Raw genomic sequence first — 18225 nt, forward strand, 5'->3', positions numbered from 1 at the left:
CTTTTCTACGCGCATTCAGCGTGAAGCACTAAATATAAAAAAAGCGGCCAATGGCCGCTTCCTTCACTCAGGGTGCTCACACAGTGATTAGAAAATCAGGTGAGCCACGCCCGCGATAACTGGCAGTGTCACCAAGGTACGCAGGATGAAGATCATCACCAGTTCCCATGCTTTCACCGGAATTTTGCTGCCCAGTAGCAATGCGCCAACTTCTGACATGTAAATCAATTGCGTGACCGACAAGGTTGCAACCACAAAACGAGTCATCTCGTTATCAATGTTTGCCGCCAGTACCGCTGGGATAAACATGTCTGCGATACCCACTAGCATGGTTTCAGACGCCGCAACCGCTTCAGGGATCTGTAGTAACTCAAGCAATGGTACGAATGGCATGCCCAGAATCGTAAAGATTGGCGTGTATTCTGCAATGATCAGTGCAGAAGTACCGATTGCCATGACAACAGGCAGCACACCAAAAACCATGTCAGCCGCGTTCTCTAGGCCTTCTTTCAGCACATCGCTCAAAGAACGGATTTTTGATGCGCGATTAATCGCCGTTTTCACACCGTGACTGAATAACGTTTCACCTTCTGGCAACGCTTCATGCTCTAGGCTTTTCTCTTCGCCATTCACTAAGGTGTTTTTCTTCCAGCAAAGTGGTGGCAAACGTGGCACGACAACAGCAGCAACAAAACCCGCCAAACACACAGTCAGGTAAAATGGCACGAACATGTGCTCCAAACCTACCTGCGCGATAACCACCAAGCTAAAGCTGATTGAAACCACTGAGAAGGTCGTGCCCACAACGGCTGCTTCACGCTCTGTGTAGTAACCTTGCTCGTATTGCTTGCTCGACATCAGGATTGCAACACTGCCATCGCCTAACCATGAACTTGCACAGTCAACAGCTGAACGACCTGGTAAGCCAAACAGCGGACGCATGATGCGCGTCATGAAGGTACCAATCAGTTCAAGCAAACCAAAGTTGGTCAGCAGTGGCAGGAACAAACCCGCGAACACAAACACTGAAAGCAAGGTTGGTAGCAAGTCACCCAGCACAAAACCACCGGTTGCTCCACCAATCACGTGCTCAGGACCAAAGCCGAAGAAGGCCATTAACACAAAAGCGGCACCCAACATGCGCACTGTCAGCCAAACTGGCGTCGCTAAAAGAAGACCTGACAGAAACGTTGAGTTCATAATGAAGCGTGGTTTGAATGCCAACGCGAATACAGAACCGATGGCACTGACCAAAATGATGGTGGTAACGACAACGGGTGCAGAATTACCCAAAACCCCTAGCAAAGATTTTGCAAGAACGGCAATAGGAATCGTAAACCCACCGTTGATCATGACAGGCGTCATGAACAGCAAGATGCCGAGTAGCGATGGAATGAGGAACATCAACACATTCCGTGTCGATGATGATGCTTTTGCTATCTTCTGAGTGTTTTGCATGGCGTGACTTCCTGAGCAATGCGCTGCTAAATATATATTCACTAAATGTGACTAACTGAGCGAAGATTAATTTAACTCTTTTCTCTTGTAAATAATAAATAGTCACTTATTTTGAATAAATTAGCGAAAGCGATGTTATTGACCACTTAGGAAGCAAATACTGTTTATTTTTCACGCATTAATTGTTAATCGGTTGTTATATTAACTCTTGCCACGAGACGATTAATTGCCCATATAATCGATTGTTTATCACTGAAACCCGCAATTCATGTATTGCATAACTACCCAATCTTTCTATCGGTTTTTTCGTACTCATCCACCACCCATTTCCAATGCGCGTCCAACAAGGCAACCACGGCACGCTTTTTTACAGGCTTTCGTTGGATCAGGTAGAAAAGACGTTCCATTTCCAAGGCTTTATCGGGGTAAAACTCTAAAAACACACGCGAACACGCTTCTAACTCTTCTTCCCAGCAATTGGCTTTGTAAGCCACCAAACCAAAACTGGCTTTGATCAACCTTGATGCAGCTTCTTCTGCGGCATCCAACTGAGTGCCCCATTTGGTTGCTATCGCGACTTTATTCCTCAGTTCGCGTAAACGCACCGACAAGTCATCATTCATGGCTTTACACACTTCCCAGCTCACCTCAAAGTGACCAAAGCTTTGTGCGAGGTTATCGCCCTGAATGCACTGCGTGCAGTGCTTTAAGAAAAAGCCCCATTTAAAGATATTGCCAAGATCCCTCACATCGTTGATTGGCACGACGTCAATCGCAACCCGACTAATGGCATCATTGCCCTGCTCGACACGAAAGCGCACTGTATTCAACATGGAATATTCATTCACGTTTAACGTACGTTGTGTCACCAACGTCAGGTTCATGGTCGCTTTGTCTGCTGCGATTCGATGCGCTATATCGCCAGATAGGTAGGCACTATGAAGTGTGTCGCCTAACGCACCTTTAAGCTGACGCACAGCGGTCGCAACGGGTTCAACAAACTGTGCTTGTAATGGACGCTCGCTATCGAGCTCAGGCAGTAACCCTTGGCGTGGGCTGGCTTTGTACAAACTTCGCTCCTTTCTGGCGACGAGAATCAATGTCTTTGGAATGCGCTGAACGTATCGCGTTCAAAATGCTTGAGTTGCTCTTCTATTTTAGAAGTAGAAAGCGTATTCAGACCAGCAATAGTGTGTGCGCCAACCGTCTGTTTGCGCACTCTCTGCGCGACGAGAGGCAAGAACGCACTTTGGGAAACCATCTTTAACATGCTTTAATAGACCTGTTAGAAACCTAAGAGTGAATGATTATGGAAACCCGCCTACTTTCAATTGATGACACCCTCGATACGGCGTTTGATATTTTCTATGAAATGGCAGAAGACAACCTCGACTACGATGACCTTCTTGCGTTTCAAGCCCGTTTCGATGAAGAAGGTGCTGGCATCGCCGTGGATGCCGAAAGTGATTGGGAAGAGCATGTTGGGTTTGAGGTTGACCGTGAGACATTCGTTGAAGTGCGTATCGGTCTCACGTCTGAAGACACCTTGAACGATGTGCTTGTGCGCATGTTAGTAAGCCGCGATCCTGAGCAGAAATTCTGTCACTTGCTGTGGAAACGCGCCGAGTAAGCGCATGACGCGCAAGCGCCCGCACAACACATAAAAAAAGGCCAGCTATGTCGCTGGCCTTTTTATTTTTAACACTCACTGCTATACATCAATCAAATTTGAATTCTTTCGATGCGTCGTGGTTGCGCGGCAGTTTATGCGCAATACCTTTGTGACAGTCGATACAGGTCTGCCCTGCTTCTTCTGCACGATCATGAACGCTCGCTGCGACATTCTTCTGTGCGCTAAAATCCATGTATTCAAAGTTATGACAGTTACGGCACTCTTGTGAGTCGTTCGCTTTCATCCGGCTCCACTCACGCGTAGCCATTTCCAAACGGTGATCTTCGAACTTCTGCGGCGTGGCGACAATGCCAAATGCTTTCGCATACAGTTCTTTACTCGCTTGGATCTTACGGATCATCTTAGGACCCCATTCTTTAGGCACGTGACAGTCAGGACACGTCGCACGCACACCACTGCGGTTGCTGTAGTGAATCGTGCCGACGTATTCTTGGTACACATTGTCTTGCATTTCATGACAACCGATACAGAACTCTTCTCGGTTCGTCATTTCCATGCCGGTGTTAAACCCACCCCAGAAAATAATGCCTGCGGCAAAGCCAATGATGAGTACTGTGCCAATCGCTAAGTGGCTAGGTTTACGAAACCATGACCAGCCTTTTTTGATAAACCCGGGTATTTTCATCATCACTCCTTACTGACCAAACTTGCCCGCTGGAACAAAATCGTTCTCTACGATAGGCTCGCCTTGGATCTGAGGAACATGGCATTGCAGACAGAAATAACGGCGTGGGGCGACATCTGTCAGCACTTTGTTATCACGGTCTAGGTAGTGTGTTGGGCTCACGCGTGGTGCGCCGGTTTTACGGTAAACATCCACATCATGACACTGCAAACACGCATTGTTTGATTGGTTAACCTGATAGCCATCGACCGCATGCGGTACCATTGGCGGTTGGTTAACATAGTTCAATGACAAGCGTTCTTGGTTTTTCGGTACTGCTTTTATTTTTGGCACTTCGTTGTTTTCACCAATCTCTTGGTCACCACGTAGCGACGTCACTTGCGCCATTGCCACTGAGCTAATTAATGCCGCCAGCAATAGAGAAACCGTGTATTTCATTTTCATTCTCGGCTCCTTTCGGAATCTTTAATAATCATTGTCGGTTTGGGTGGCGACCAGCGTTCACCCAAACCGTATTCATGCTTAGGCTTTCACTACTTTAACGGCACATTTCTTGTAATCCGTCTCTTTAGAAAGCGGGTCAGTAGCATCAAGCGTAAGCTTGTTCACCAGTTGCCCTGCATCAAAAAACGGCATAAAGATCAGCCCTTGTGGTACGCGATTACGTCCACGCGTCTCAACGTGTGACGTGACTTCACCTCGACGAGAAATAAGCTTGATCGCATCGCCACGGCGTAAGCCTCGCTTCTTCGCATCCAATGGGTGCATGTACACCACCGCATCTGGGAAGGCTTTATAAAGCTCAGGAACACGTCGCGTCATGGTGCCTGTGTGCCAATGCTCAAGCACTCGACCCGTTGATAGCCACAGATCGTACTCTTCGTCCGGGGCTTCCGCCGCTGGCTCATAAGGCAAGGCAAAGATCACGGCTTTTTTGTCAGGCTTACCGTAGAACGCAAACGCTTCACCGGCTTTCACATAAGGGTCATGCCCTTCTGCGTAACGCCACAGGGTTTCTTTGCCGTCAACCACAGGCCAGCGTAAACCACGTGCTTGGTGGTACTCTTCGAACGGTGCGAGGTCGTGCGCTTTGCCGCGACCAAACGCTGCATACTCTTCGAACAAGCCTTTCTGAATGTAGAAACCCGCCGCGCGTGCATCATCATTCAAGCGATCTTCTGGCACTTGATCGAGGCCGTATTGGTTAACTTGTCCGTTGGCATACAAGATGTCGAACAAGGTCTTGTCAGCAAATTCAGGCTTCTTCGCCACCAAATCCGCAGGCCACACATCTTTGACTTTGATGCGTTTAGACAGCTCAACGATTTGCCAAAGATCTGACTTCGCTTCACCTGGCGCTTTCACTTGCTGATACCAGAACTGGGTACGACGCTCAGCATTACCGTAAGCCCCTTCTTTCTCTACCCACATCGCTGTCGGAAGAATCAGGTCCGAGGCCATCGCTGTGACCGTTGGGTAAGGGTCAGACGTGATAATGAAGTTACGCGGATCGCGGTAACCCGGTAAGCGCTCTTCATTGATGTTAGGGCCGGCTTGCATGTTGTTGTTACACATTACCCAGTACACATTCAGCTTGCCGTCTTTCAGCATGCGATCTTGCAATACAGCGTGGTAACCGGGTTTCGGCGGGATAGTGCCTTCTGGCAATTTCCATTTCGCTTCCGCAAACGCGCGGTGTTTTGGATTGTTCACCACCATGTCTGCTGGCAGACGGTGTGCAAATGTACCCACTTCACGTGCTGTACCGCACGCTGAAGGTTGGCCTGTTAACGAGAATGGGCCGCAACCTGGCTTCGAAATTTTGCCCGTCAATAGGTGGATGTTGTAACAAAGGTTATTCGCCCACACGCCGCGAGTATGCTGGTTGAAACCCATTGTCCAGTAAGAGACTACATTCACTTTCGGGTCAGCATAAAGCTCGGCCAACGCAACGAGTTGATCTTCTGGTACACCAGAGAGTTTTGATACAGATTCAACATCGTAGTCCGCGACAAACTTCGCAAACGCGTCGAAATCGATAGGGTCTGACGCACCGCTACCTGCGTTTTTCGCATTCTGCTCAAGTGGGTTCGTTGGGCGCAAACCATAACCAATGTCGGTTGCACCTTTACGGAAATTAACGTGTTTTGCGATGAAGTCTTTGTCGACTTTGTCGTTTTGAATGATGTAGTTGGCAATGTAGTTCAGAATCGCGAGATCAGTTTGTGGCGTGAAGATCATGCCGTTATCTGCTAACTCGAAACTGCGGTGTTCGTACGTAGACAGTACCGCCACTTTTACGTGATCTGCCGATAATCGGCGGTCAGCCAAACGCGACCACAAAATGGGGTGCATCTCTGCCATGTTAGATCCCCAAAGCACAAACGCATCCGCTTGCTCAAGGTCGTCATAACAGCCCATGGGTTCATCCATACCAAAGGTACGCATGAAACCTACAACCGCAGAGGCCATACAGTGACGTGCATTCGGGTCAATATTATTGGTTAGGAAGCCTGCCTTCATTAGTTTCGATGCAGCATATCCCTCCCAAACGGTCCATTGGCCTGAGCCAAACATGCCAACGGTCGTTGGGCCGTTTTCTTGGATCGCTTTAGTGAATTTCTCCGCCATCAAATCCAGCGCTTCGTCCCAACTGATTGCTTCGAATTCGCCTTCTTTGTCGTAAACACCGTTTTTCTTACGTAGCATTGGCTGTGTAAGACGGTCTTTTCCGTACATGATTTTCGGTAGGAAATAGCCTTTAACACAGTTCAGACCGCGGTTAACCGGTGCTTCTGGGTCGCCTTGTGTTGCTACAACACGCCCATTTTGTGTCCCTACAAGAACGCCACAGCCAGTACCACAAAATCGGCACGGTGCTTTATCCCATTTTACTTCTTCGTCGGTTCCCGCTGCCTGCGCAACAGACACGGGAAGTGTAATACCCGCCGCACCGGCCGCCGCAGCAGCTGCATTTGCTTTGAGAAACTTTCTACGTGTCAGGGTCATAGCCTCACTCCTTCCAGATTGCTTTCAGGTTCTATGTTTTCGTTTTCGACCTGATGAAACACAAGCGTCGCCGCCAGTACACCCGGCAACGCTTTAATTTGTTCAAAGATATCGAGCAACTCGCCGCGACTGTCACCTTCTACCACCACCACCAACTTCCCCGTTTGATTGGTTGCGGGCACTTCCGTGCCTGGTAGTGCTTCGATACGTTCTTTCACCTGTTCCGTTTGATCGGCGGCGGCGTGAACGACAAGGCTGCTGACGTGATATTCCTCACTCATAGCTGTTGCTCCGTTATTGTTTTTGTATTGGTTTGCATCGTGATGGCATCGACAGGGCAAGGCGAAAGACATGCGCCACATCCCGTACAATCATCACTGTTAAATTGAGGTTGAGCGACTGAGCCCACAGACAAGCGAAATCGAATCGCTTGTGTTTCACATGCGTCTGCACAACTGCGGCATTCAACGGATTTTTTGGCAAGACACGCATCGTCAATAGAAATGGCTTGTTGCCAAGGCTGGGCGTGCTCTTCGAGAAAGAGAGGTTCTGGGCAGGCATCTGCACAGGCGTAACAGAAGGTGCATTCTCCTGACGTGAAATCCACTGTAGGGAAGCCACCATCACCTTGCTTAATGATTTGTGTTTCACAGGCTTTGATGCATTCGCCGCAACGCGAGCAGTCATCAGTAAACGTCGACACGTCTTTAATCCAAGGCAGCGGCTGAATGCTTGCCTTTGCGATGTGTTTAAAAGGTGTTCGCATAAACGCGCGACGTCGATTGTCTACCATGTTTTCCTTCAGACTTCTCGCAAATTATGAACCTAGTAGATAAACACTTAGGTTGATAGCGAATGCAAAGAAGATGTTTAAATCTTGAGAAAACAGTAGAGGGATTACGGAAGTAGTTATATAACCCTTAAGGGGTATATAGGGGGTAGTATTGCGCTAGATCAATTAATTGGGTTGAAATGGCTCACATTATGGAAGGCGTAACCCTAATCTCTCAGATCCACATTTTAGGAACACCCTGGTTAGTTTTTATTATTCAATCATTTTAGTGGTCAGTGAACAGACAATATGACGGAACCGCATCAAGCTATTTCAGTGAAACGATCAGTCACCACCACGGTGGCCCGTTCCCTCATTGCCATCCTTTTGTTAGCCGTCATTATCACGGGGTTTTCTATTATTACCTTGGCGTCTAGCCTGAACGATGCGGCGGCAATAAACACGTCTGGCTCGTTGCGTATGCAAAGCTATCGCATCGCCTATGACATTACCGTGGACTCCCCTCGCCTTCGCGCCCACGTAGGGTCGTTTCAAGATTCACTGTTGTCGCAAGAACTTCAGCTCTTAAACAACCTCGCAGTGCCGGAAGAAATCCGTCAACGATACGATGCACTGATCATCAATTGGACACGGTTACGACCTGAACTTGAAGGGCCAGATCGCGCGTTTTACCTAGAACAAGTCGCCCGATTCGTGAACGATATCGACCAATTCGTGTTTGCGCTTCAACGCCATTCTGAAAACAAATTACAAGTGCTCGCCCTGGTTGGCAGCGTAGGGTTAGGGCTCATTCTTGCCGTTGTGCTTTTCCTGATCCATTACACACAAAAACGTATCGTGAACCCACTCAACATGTTGGTGTCAGCCAGTCAAAACATTCAAAACAAGGTGTTTGATGTCGATCTTCCACCTTGTCGAAACAACGAACTTGGCGTGCTTTCAAACAACTTCTCCGTGATGGCAAAAGAGCTCAAAGAGCTCTACTTCAACCTCGAGTCGAAAATCGAATCAAAAACACTGAAGCTCACCAAAGCGAACCGCTCGTTAAACGTTCTGTATGAATGCTCAACGCAACTCTCTTCAAGCTTTTTAACCCGAGAAACCTTTGAAAATATCCTCGCCGTCACGCTTAATGCTGACGGTGTCAATGCACTGCGTTTAAACGTGCAACATGCAAACCAAACAGAATGGCAACTTAATGCCATTGCAAATGACATTCCCCAAAACGCAAAGTGGCACTCCCTTCCGTTGAGTGTGGATGGCGATGCGCTAGGTACGTTGGAATGGCAAGGCAACAAGAACGTTGTGGATGACATGATGTTGTCGAACCTTGCCTTCATCCTTTCCCGCGGTATCTACTACAGCCACGCACAGAAACAAGCCATGCACCTTGCTGTGATGGAAGAACGGGCAACGTTGGCGCGTGAACTGCACGATTCCATTGCACAGTCGCTGTCTTATCTGAAAATTCAAACCAGCCTGCTCAAACGCCACTTAAAAACCATCGATTCAGATGAATGCAAATCTATTGCTGATGAAATCAGTGAACAACTAAAAACGGCTTACGACCAGTTACGCGAATTGCTGAATGCATTTCGTCTGTCTTTAACCAATAGTGACTTTGGCTTGGCACTCGAAGAAATGATCGAAGCGCTGCAAGGGCAAACACCCACAAACATTACGGTGGAATCAACCTTAGATACCTTGTCCATTGATGCCCAACGCCAAATGCACATCCTCCAAATCATCCGTGAAGCCTGCAGTAATGCGATCAAGCACGCTAACGCGAAATCGTTACGTATCCAATGTGGGCAAGAGGAAGACAAAGGGTATGTTGAAATCGTCGATGACGGTATCGGGTTCTCATTGGATCAAGATAAGCCCGATCATTATGGGTTGAATATAATGAATGAGCGCGCATTGATGCTTGGCGGACAAGTTGATATCGTCTCCGCCCCGTCTGAAGGCTGTCGCGTCTCCCTCACCTTTCCACTCAAATAGTTCAATCAGGAGAAAATGATGGATCAATGGAATGTACTCCTTGTTGATGATCATCCGTTAATGCGTAAAGGGCTGTCCCAATTACTGCGTTTTGAACCTGAGTTTGAAACGGTCAATGAAGCCAGTAACGGCACAGATGCTATTGCAGCGGTGGCAAGGCAGGAGCCTGATTTAATCGTGCTCGACCTCAACATGAAAGGCATGTCGGGATTAGATACTCTGCGGGCACTCCGTAACGATGGATGCACGTCGACAATCGTGATCCTCACGGTTTCTGACAGTCCGAGTGATATCAGTGCGATTGTGCAGTCTGGTGCCGATGGCTACCTGCTCAAAGACTGCGAACCCGAAGAGCTAATTGAGAAGCTAAAAATCGCCATGACGGGTGAAAAAGCCTACAGCGACGAAGTGAAGGAATACATTAACCAAGGCGCGAACCAGATATCGCCGTTGAGTGTATTGACGGAGCGGGAGATGCAAATTTTACAACAAGTTGCCAAGGGGTTTCGTAACAAGCAGATTGCGGAAAACCTCTATATTTCAGAAGCGACAGTGAAAGTGCATTTAAAAAACCTGCTGAAGAAACTGGGTGTAGATTCAAGGGTGGCCGCCACCGTGCTTTACCTCGAAAACGAGCCGACGGCGCTGTAACTCACCAAAAAAACGATAGAAAAAGGAGGCATAAAAGCCTCCTTTTTTAGTGCTTACCGCGGTTTATTCAGTGTTTTCTCAAAGAACAAACTTACGCATTGTGAGCAACTGACTTAGATAAGACTATCGTCGTTCAACGTAACGGTTTCTGCATCTGTCCATACCGTGATGGTGCGATCTTGCGTGTCGTGCGTGAACACGTAAGCATTCAACTCACCTACTTGGGTGTTGTTCAGACCCATGATGCTGATCATTTCTGCTGACAATGGAGCATTTACCGCACCATCTGCATCGAAGCTCCAAGGTGTACCAGACATGTTAAGGGTGTCATCGCCTTCACCAAGGTAAGCAACAAAACCATCCCAGTCATCTGGTGTACCGAAATCTTCACCAAATGGTGAATCAGACTGCGCCCAGATTTCGTTCGGGTTAATCGTCACTTCTTGGTCACCTTCGTCACCAATAACGGCTTCGATTTGTGCCATCACGTTACCTGTGATCGTCGGATCTGACTGGTAGCTTTCACCGGTAAAATCGACAATCGCATCGCCTTCAACCAACATCTTGTCAAAGCCGTTATCAGCGTTATACATAGATTTGTTGATCACACGACCCGCTTGGTTTGTAACCGTGGTACCCACGAAATCGTCTTGACCGAAGATGAACACATCGTCACCCGCGCTACCGCGATACTCATCAACACCCGTGCCACCGTCAATTTCAACGTCGCTACCAGGACCACCGTCGAGGTAATCATTGCCAGCGCCGCCAAGAAGGACATCTTGACCTGTACCACCGTAGATTTCATCGTTACCGTCGCCACCTTCGATGACATCGTCACCTTCTTGGCCATAGATAACATCGTCGCCTACGCCACCCATGATGTGGTCAGCATCGTCACCACCGTAAATGGTGTCATTACCTTCTTCACCGTAAATGGTGTCTGCATCTGTCGTGCGGGTAGATTGGCTCGCTTCAACGTTAAATACAACGTCGTTAAAGTCTTTGTCGCCCAGGCACCATAGATCTTCCCAGCAAGAAGCGTCGCCAGAGTTGATTTCGTGGTCACGGTTGTCGCCGTTTTTACCGGCTTCAGACACGTACACCATTGACGATGCAGAACCTTGCGTGATGGTTGGGCTAGAGCCGCTAAAGCTCAATGTGGCTTCGCCCGCATCGAAGTGCTTGCGGTCGCCATCAGGAATAATGAACAAGCTCAGTGTTACTGCACCTTCAACATCAATGTTGGCAGTAATGTCGGCAGCACCTTTTACATTATCTTCCAAGATGTAAGCTTTCAGTACGTTGCCATCTTCATCGAGTGCATACCAACCCACACTGTTGTTGTAAGTCGCGCTTGAAGAGAAGTTAGACAGATCAAGTGTCACTTCGCCACCACCACTGATGTCCCACGTGCCATCTGCTTTACGCACTAACTCTGTGGTTTGTCTGCCGTACTGGCCGCCGTAAATAAGGTCATCACCTTCACCGCCACGAATTTCATCATCGCCCCACTGGCCATAAATGGTGTCGTTACCTTTACCGCCGTCGATGTAATCTTCATCGTTTGCGATTTCAGTGAGATCACCGTTGTTGGCTTGCAGCGCCTCATAGTCAAGCGAAGAGACATTGGTGAGCGAATTAGGCACAAGGCTCAAATCGGTATCGGCTGTGATTTCTGGGCCATCGATTTGAATCAGGATTTTTCCGTTTTCGCCTATATTGTGGTAGTGATGGCCGTTACCGTCTGCATCAATGTCAATGACCGCAAAGGTATAGATGTTGCCATCAGAGTCACAGTAAGACAGTTTGTAGTCGACGTTGGCATCGTAGGTTTGACCGTCAAGGTTGACTGACTGTGTTTTATCGTCAGAGTACTCATTGCAACGGTCATCGCCATTTAACTGGTCATCATCATCGTTAAACGTGATTTGTTCGTGCGTGCCATTGAAGCTCAACTTCGGTGGCAAACACGATTGGTGGAAATTACCACCGTTGGTGATAGAGAAGCTTTCGTTCAATACGAATGCTTTGATTGACCCGTCATTGCCAAAGTTCGGGCTTGCAGTGTTGCCGTAGATAACGTCATCACCGTCGCCACCATACAGCTCATCTTGGCCATTATTGCCTTCGATGAAATCATCGCCGCCCTGGCCGTATACAACGTCATCACCATTGCCTGCAGAAATCACATCATCATCGCCAATCCCATGATCAATCTCCGGTGAAGCAGGTGTAACAATGTCATCGTAATCAAGGCTGCTTACGTTTTGGTAAGAGTTAGGAACAAGGCTCAAATCCGTGTCTGACGTAATTTCTGGGCCGTCAGTCTGAACAAGAATTTTGCCATTTTCGCCCGCGTTGTTGTAGTGATGGCCATTTCCATCAGAATCAACGTCTACGACGACAAAGGTATACACGTTGCCTGCGGCGTCGCAGTACTGAAGTTGGAAATCAACGTTCACATCGCACTCTTGGCCGTTAAGCGTTACCGTTTGGCTCTTGTCATCAGAATACTCGTTGCAACGATCGTCACCATTCAATTGGTCATCGTCATCATTGAAACTAACGTTGGTCGTGCTGCCCGAAAAGTTCAGTGTTGGTGGAAAGTTCCAAGTGTTGAAGTTACCGCAGTCTGCAGAGAAGTCAGCTCCCATCACAAAGACTGCAGCCGTTTTATTGTCAGACGAAGAACCTGACGTATCACCGTAGATAACATCGTTGCCATCAAAACCGTTGATCGTGTCTTTTCCCGTCGTACCATTCAACGTATCCGCAGAATTGGTTCCATTGATATCCGCCATTTCATTTCCCTCTTTTATGCTAACAAAGCAAGAGGCAGCCCGGCCATCTCCCGATGAAGCAACGTCAATTCATCAACGAAGCCATCAAAGAGACCCGACACTTTCCGTCCCCAACTCGCGATGGGTTTGGCTTTTACTCCTAGATATTGTCCTATTGGTGAGTGTTGCTTTGGGCACTATTGGAACGCTATACAACCCGGAAAAACGTTTTGCGCCGCTGTTCATATGACACACAGGTTCGTAGATTGAGTTACTCCCAGCAAGCATATCTGGGGCTTTTAATGTGAATTTAAGGACAAGTGCGGGAAAGTTTTTAGTCAAGAATGATGAAAGGATTAATGAGCCATTAGACGTAATTATACGGGATGCAATACTGTTGAATGGAATAAGTATGAAAGTCTAGAAAGTTAGTGACTAGTAAAATATCCTTCTTAATTAAAACCAAAAGCCATCATAGTGATGGCTTTTGTTAATATTTATAAGCGTTTACTAATGTTATACAGCAGGTGACGGTTTTTCTTCAGACTTTTGACGTGTGCTCACGCCATTGCCTTCCGCACCATGCATCCATTCGACCAATTTTGACGAACAAAGCACAAGCAAAACGCCCGCAACAGCTGCTGTGACGGCGATTCCACCGAAAATAGCCAGTGGACCTGCATCACCTACATGGCTACCGATAAAGCCTGCCACATAGTTAGCAACAGCATTCGCACAGAACCATGTCCCCATCATGACAGACATCAGACGTAACGGGGCAAGTTTTGTGATAAGTGACAGACCAATCGGAGATAAGCACAGTTCCCCCAATGTATGGAAGAAATACGCGCCGACTAGCCACCACATGGAGGCTTTGACTGACATATCGCCGCCCTGCTGCATCGCGGCGCCCACCATACAAACAAATCCCAGCGCGAGAAAGCCCATCGCCATCGCAAATTTGATCGGTGAACTTGGCTCATTGTCATCAAGGCGTCGCCATACGACAGCAAGCAACGGTGCCATGATAATAATGAACATCGGGTTAAGAGATTGGAACCACGCCGCAGGCACTTCAAACGCACCGATCATTCGATCTGTGTATTGCTGCGAGTAAATGTTCATCAATCCGCCTGCTTGCTCAAAGCCTGCCCAGAAGATGATGACAAACAAGCTCATCACCACGATGACTTTCAGACGGTCGCGTTCAATCGCAGTAAGTGGTTGTTTTTCATTGCTGCCAGATTCACGAAGTTGTTTCTTCGCAGCCGGTTCAATACCGATTGAACCAAGAAATCGCTGAGCAAAGAATAACTGAATCACCAGTGACATCAGCATACCGATACCGGCACAAAGGAAGCCTGCTTTCCAGCCGTAATGCGTGGACGCTGTGCCCGCAATCAGACCTGCTAGCAGTGAGCCAAGGTTAATGCCCATGTAGAAGATGGTGAATGCACCATCGCGGCGGTTATCGCCTTCACCATAGAGCTCGCCAACCATGGTGGAAATGTTTGGTTTAAAGAGGCCATTACCAATAATAAGGAAGCCAAGACCAACATAGAACGCATGCAGTTCATACGGGTCGATAAAGCTATTGGGTAATGCAAGGGTAAATTGACCAATCGCCATCAATGCGCCACCAATGATGATGGAACGGCGTTGACCGAGGAAATTATCTGCTAACCAGCCACCGAATACAGGGGTGAGGTAAACCAAGCCGGTGTAAATACCATACAGGTTCAACGCGTCTTGTGTTGTCCAACCCAAGCCACCGTTAATGGTTTGATCTGTGAGATAGAGCACCAAGATGGCGCGCATTGCATAGAAGGAGAAGCGTTCCCATAGTTCGGTACCGCACAGTAGGAACAAACCGCGAGGATGACCAAGCCAGCTTGACTGAGTGTTTGCGTTCATTGTCGTGTTTACCGCCTTTCTGATTATCTCGGCGGGAGCGTTTTTGAGGGCCTCCTTGTCCTGTTTGTCTCCGCCACAGGCCGTACAGACTGCACCAATTTGACGAATGTCGCAAATAATTAGTGAAATAAAATTACATATACATAATTACATTGATCTAAATCAGACGGGATAAGAGTTAGACGTGGCAGGGAAACTTACATGTTTTCCTGCCCGTTCTTTGAGATTTTGTCGATGGAATGCGCTGGCTAGACTGCAGTATCTGGCGAATTAACCACTACCCTAGCCACTCATTCCCTCGTTTATGCTGCCATTGGCAATTCAGAGACGTCGGTTTGCTTCTTACAAAGCAGTAAACCAACGCTTGAAATCAACGCCATGATAAGAAGAATCAAACCCAGCGCGAACTGATCGGCCATGCTCATTTTAGCGGCGACCAAGGTGAAGCCACCCGCCGCCATATTCTGTACGCCACCCAGCACAGCGCCTGCTGTACCTGCATGGCGAGGAAACGGCGTAAGTGCACCTGTTGTCGCAGCGGGGAACAATACACCTGCGCCCAAGAAATAGATAAACGCCCCACCGATTAAGGATTCAACGGTCACGACACCTTGCACACCAGGAACAAAGATGGTCAACGCACCAATTACCAGAGAAACAGACCCCACAACAATGGTCGTCGCATTGGTATAACGTGATTCAATCACACTCGATAACCACGATCCCAACATGAAACCCGGTAATGGCAGAACAAACAACCAACTCACGGTAGTGGCTTCAAGCCCTAAGGTACTGCCTAGCAAGACACCCGCCGCCGCTTCAAACACGGAAATTCCCGAGAAAATCGCAATCAAACACAGTAAGTAACCTTGGAACTGGCGGTTACTCAATACGTACTGGTAACTCGTGATGACGCGATCATGACGGCGAGATTCCTTTGGCAAAGTCTCACGAAATCCGACGGACATAATAAGAAACACCACACCCGCTAACACCAACAGGAAGAAGTAACTCGCCTGCCATTGAAACAAGGTGCTCAAGTAGCCACCCAATACCGGTGCAATCAATGGTGAAAAGATCAACCCCATGCTCACAAGGCTGTTCGCTTTGTGAAGACGGCTTCCTTCGAAACAATCACGGGTCAACGTACGTGCCATTGCACCACCACAACCAATACCAGCACCTTGAATCACGCTACCAATAAGAAAGCCGTCAAACGTTGTCGCGAACAGCGCGACAACAGTACCCACGACATAAATCGCCAAGCCCACCAAAATGATCTGTTTACGGCCAAAGCGATCAGATAGCGGCCCGTATATAAACTGAGAGAGTCCGTAAGGGATGAGGTAGCACGCCATCACCGCTTGAAGAAGCGCAGGCGTCACGTTGAAATCCGCAGCCATTAGCGCCATCGACGGCACATACATGGTTTGTGTCATTTGACCAACAGCGGCCAAAATAATGATCATCAGAAGAATGTTAGACAAAGGCTTCGCCGACGGCATCACCATATTCCTTATACAACAAGCAAATAATGCGTAAGTTTCTTTTATGAATGAAGGCGAGATGAAGAAGTGAAAAACGAAGAAAAGTCGTTCGAAACGATACACCAGCCAATTTTTTGCAGATATTAGTGATAGCTTAGGCGGGAAACAATAGAAACAACGTGTTTTACACACGATAAGAAATCATAGTTCGGATTAGTTTTTATAATGCCAGCCCAATTGTGCACGTAAAGTAGCCGCTAATTTGTCAGGCACAAAAAAAGCAGCGCTTTTAACGCTGCTTTTTCGTTCAAGACATCTCGACCTGATTAAGTGCATATTGGATGAATGCGACAGTGAGTTCGTCTAAAAATAGATTCTAGTGAAAATAGCTTGGTGTAATAGTTACTCAATCGTGAGTTTATGATTACCGTGAGAGACTTTTGCTTTCAAGTAGTTCTCGTTGCCATCTTTAACGTGAGCTTTCGTGCCCACCACTTCTTCAAGTCTGATGCCCAGTTCCTGAATTTCGCGAATTTTTTTAGGGTTGTTGGTCACCAAGCGGATGCTAGGAACACCCAAGGCTTTTAACATATCGGCAGCGTCTTCAAAGGTACGAAGATCATCAGGAAAACCTAGGTGGTTATTCGCTTGATAAGTGTCCATGCCTTCGCTCTGAAGTTCATAGGCATCGAGCTTATTATATAAGCCTATACCTCTTCCCTCTTGGCGTAGGTATAGAATAATGCCGCCTTCAGTCCCCATTTTTTGAATGGTTTCTTCAAGCTGCTCACCACAGTCACAACGTGACGAGTTAAAAACATCTCCCGTTAAGCATTCTGAATGCATACGAACCAGTGGTGAATAGCCACTTTGTTGATCAACACTTTTGAAGATGATCGCGACGTGCTCTTTGTCCGAGTTCAAACCTTCAAATGACAGGATTTCTGCAGAAATCTTGCTGCCAACTCCTACTTTTAAAGGAACTCTTGCTCTTACTTTTGCCATCGTCTCTTTCTCTTTTTATCACCTAGCTTGCGCCAAAGTGAACTGCCCTACACAACTGAAAAACCGTACAAAAAATGCTATTTATATAGTTTTTTGGTCATCTTTCGGTCAAGCCTAGCAGAACTATAACCTTACCGCCAACCAATCAAATAAACAGTGATATACCGCAATATGCAACTTACAGACAATGTACCAAATCTTGGGGAATTTAGCGCGACTAGTTACATATTAAATGTGGTTATCTTAGTCGCCTGACCACTACCGCCGGATTTCCAGCAACTACTGCAAACGGTTCCACATCATCTTCAACCACGGCACCAATATCAATCACTGCACCTTCACCAATGCAAACCCCTGCTTTAATTGCACTACTGCCACCAATAACAACATTATTACCAATGATAATAGGCAGAGAAATCTCTTGCTCTCCGCGTAAAATATCAAGAGGAAGCAAGCATTGGGAGTTAGTGTAAATGCCCACACTTGGGCCGATGTGCACGTTATTACCAATCTCCACATGCCCACTGTCAATAATGGTGCAGTTTGGGCCAATGGCGACATTGGTGCCGAGGTGAACGTTCATGCCATACGTGCAGGTGAATGGCGCTTCAATCGCCACTTCTTTGCCACGCCGTGCAAACAACTTGGTCACCACCATGTCCTGCTGTTCTGTCGCAGCGGGGTCGAGGGCATTAAAGGTTTGACACAATCTGCGTGAAGCAAATCGAAATTGGGTCAATTCGGGATCAGCAGGGCTGTATGGCTTGCCCTGCTGCATCTTCTCAAATTCTGTCACAACTCATCCT

At 47.6% G+C, this 18225-nt stretch carries 15 protein-coding genes and 1 riboswitch; of the genes, 3 read left to right on the forward strand and 12 right to left on the reverse strand.

All coding sequences use genetic code 11. From position 1 onward, the window contains the following. Window positions 1-87: 87 nt before the first annotated feature. Window positions 88-1458: a YjiH family protein gene (locus tag EQP46_RS06470; protein ID WP_240671677.1), complete on the reverse strand. Its 1371-nt coding sequence runs from the start codon at window positions 1456-1458 to the stop codon at window positions 88-90. 281 nt (window positions 1459-1739) lie between these two features. After that, complete coding sequence (locus EQP46_RS06475; protein ID WP_129492861.1) at window positions 1740-2528, reverse strand: hypothetical protein; 789 nt, start codon at window positions 2526-2528, stop codon at window positions 1740-1742. A gap of 239 nt (window positions 2529-2767) precedes the next feature. Here EQP46_RS06475 and EQP46_RS06480 point away from each other — a divergent pair, with 239 nt between their 5' ends. Next, window positions 2768-3088 (forward strand): HI1450 family dsDNA-mimic protein, encoded by a 321-nt coding sequence (locus tag EQP46_RS06480; protein WP_129492862.1) that lies wholly within the window; start codon window positions 2768-2770, stop codon window positions 3086-3088. Between the two features lie 88 nt (window positions 3089-3176). Here the strand turns inward: EQP46_RS06480 and napC are convergent, their stop codons facing one another. From napC to napF, 5 genes are all read right to left on the reverse strand, one after another. Beyond that, window positions 3177-3776 carry a cytochrome c-type protein NapC gene (gene napC / locus EQP46_RS06485; protein WP_129492950.1) on the reverse strand — a complete coding sequence of 200 codons (600 nt, stop codon included), beginning with the start codon at window positions 3774-3776 and terminating at the stop codon, window positions 3177-3179. 9 nt (window positions 3777-3785) lie between these two features. Continuing rightward, a complete protein-coding gene (locus EQP46_RS06490) occupies window positions 3786-4220 on the reverse strand; it encodes a nitrate reductase cytochrome c-type subunit (protein WP_017008519.1) in 435 nt (144 codons plus the stop codon). A gap of 78 nt (window positions 4221-4298) precedes the next feature. Continuing rightward, window positions 4299-6785: a nitrate reductase catalytic subunit NapA gene (gene napA / locus EQP46_RS06495; protein WP_129492863.1), complete on the reverse strand. Its 2487-nt coding sequence runs from the start codon at window positions 6783-6785 to the stop codon at window positions 4299-4301. Continuing rightward, window positions 6782-7066 (reverse strand): chaperone NapD, encoded by a 285-nt coding sequence (locus tag EQP46_RS06500; RefSeq protein WP_017008521.1) that lies wholly within the window; start codon window positions 7064-7066, stop codon window positions 6782-6784. The genes napA and EQP46_RS06500 overlap by 4 nt, the downstream gene beginning before the upstream one ends. Continuing rightward, window positions 7063-7578, reverse strand: coding sequence for a ferredoxin-type protein NapF (gene napF, locus EQP46_RS06505; RefSeq protein ID WP_129492864.1), 516 nt, complete (start codon window positions 7576-7578; stop codon window positions 7063-7065). The genes EQP46_RS06500 and napF overlap by 4 nt, the downstream gene beginning before the upstream one ends. A gap of 288 nt (window positions 7579-7866) precedes the next feature. On the opposite strand from napF, the gene narQ reads away from it, so the two are divergent. Both narQ and EQP46_RS06515 read left to right on the forward strand, forming a co-directional pair. Then, window positions 7867-9579 carry a nitrate/nitrite two-component system sensor histidine kinase NarQ gene (narQ, locus tag EQP46_RS06510; protein ID WP_129492865.1) on the forward strand — a complete coding sequence of 571 codons (1713 nt, stop codon included), beginning with the start codon at window positions 7867-7869 and terminating at the stop codon, window positions 9577-9579. 18 nt (window positions 9580-9597) lie between these two features. Next, on the forward strand, window positions 9598-10230 hold the full coding sequence (locus EQP46_RS06515) for a response regulator (protein ID WP_129492951.1): 633 nt from the start codon (window positions 9598-9600) through the stop codon (window positions 10228-10230). 113 nt (window positions 10231-10343) lie between these two features. On the opposite strand, the gene EQP46_RS06520 is transcribed toward EQP46_RS06515, so the two are convergent. From EQP46_RS06520 to EQP46_RS06540, 5 genes are all read right to left on the reverse strand, one after another. Beyond that, window positions 10344-13034 carry a calcium-binding protein gene (locus EQP46_RS06520; RefSeq protein WP_129492866.1) on the reverse strand — a complete coding sequence of 897 codons (2691 nt, stop codon included), beginning with the start codon at window positions 13032-13034 and terminating at the stop codon, window positions 10344-10346. A gap of 30 nt (window positions 13035-13064) precedes the next feature. Further along, window positions 13065-13175, reverse strand: a riboswitch (cyclic di-GMP riboswitch). Window positions 13176-13529: 354 nt separating this feature from the next. Further along, window positions 13530-14927: a peptide MFS transporter gene (locus tag EQP46_RS06525; RefSeq protein WP_129492867.1), complete on the reverse strand. Its 1398-nt coding sequence runs from the start codon at window positions 14925-14927 to the stop codon at window positions 13530-13532. Window positions 14928-15229: 302 nt separating this feature from the next. Beyond that, window positions 15230-16432 (reverse strand): multidrug efflux MFS transporter EmrD, encoded by a 1203-nt coding sequence (gene emrD / locus EQP46_RS06530; RefSeq protein WP_129492868.1) that lies wholly within the window; start codon window positions 16430-16432, stop codon window positions 15230-15232. A 384-nt stretch (window positions 16433-16816) separates the two neighbouring features. Further along, on the reverse strand, window positions 16817-17419 hold the full coding sequence (locus EQP46_RS06535; protein WP_129492869.1) for a GTP cyclohydrolase II: 603 nt from the start codon (window positions 17417-17419) through the stop codon (window positions 16817-16819). 238 nt (window positions 17420-17657) lie between these two features. Beyond that, a complete protein-coding gene (locus tag EQP46_RS06540; RefSeq protein ID WP_129492870.1) occupies window positions 17658-18215 on the reverse strand; it encodes a maltose acetyltransferase domain-containing protein in 558 nt (185 codons plus the stop codon). Window positions 18216-18225: the final 10 nt, after the last annotated feature.

This window comes from Enterovibrio baiacu (assembly GCF_004120195.1).
Taxonomy (GTDB): domain Bacteria; phylum Pseudomonadota; class Gammaproteobacteria; order Enterobacterales; family Vibrionaceae; genus Enterovibrio; species Enterovibrio baiacui.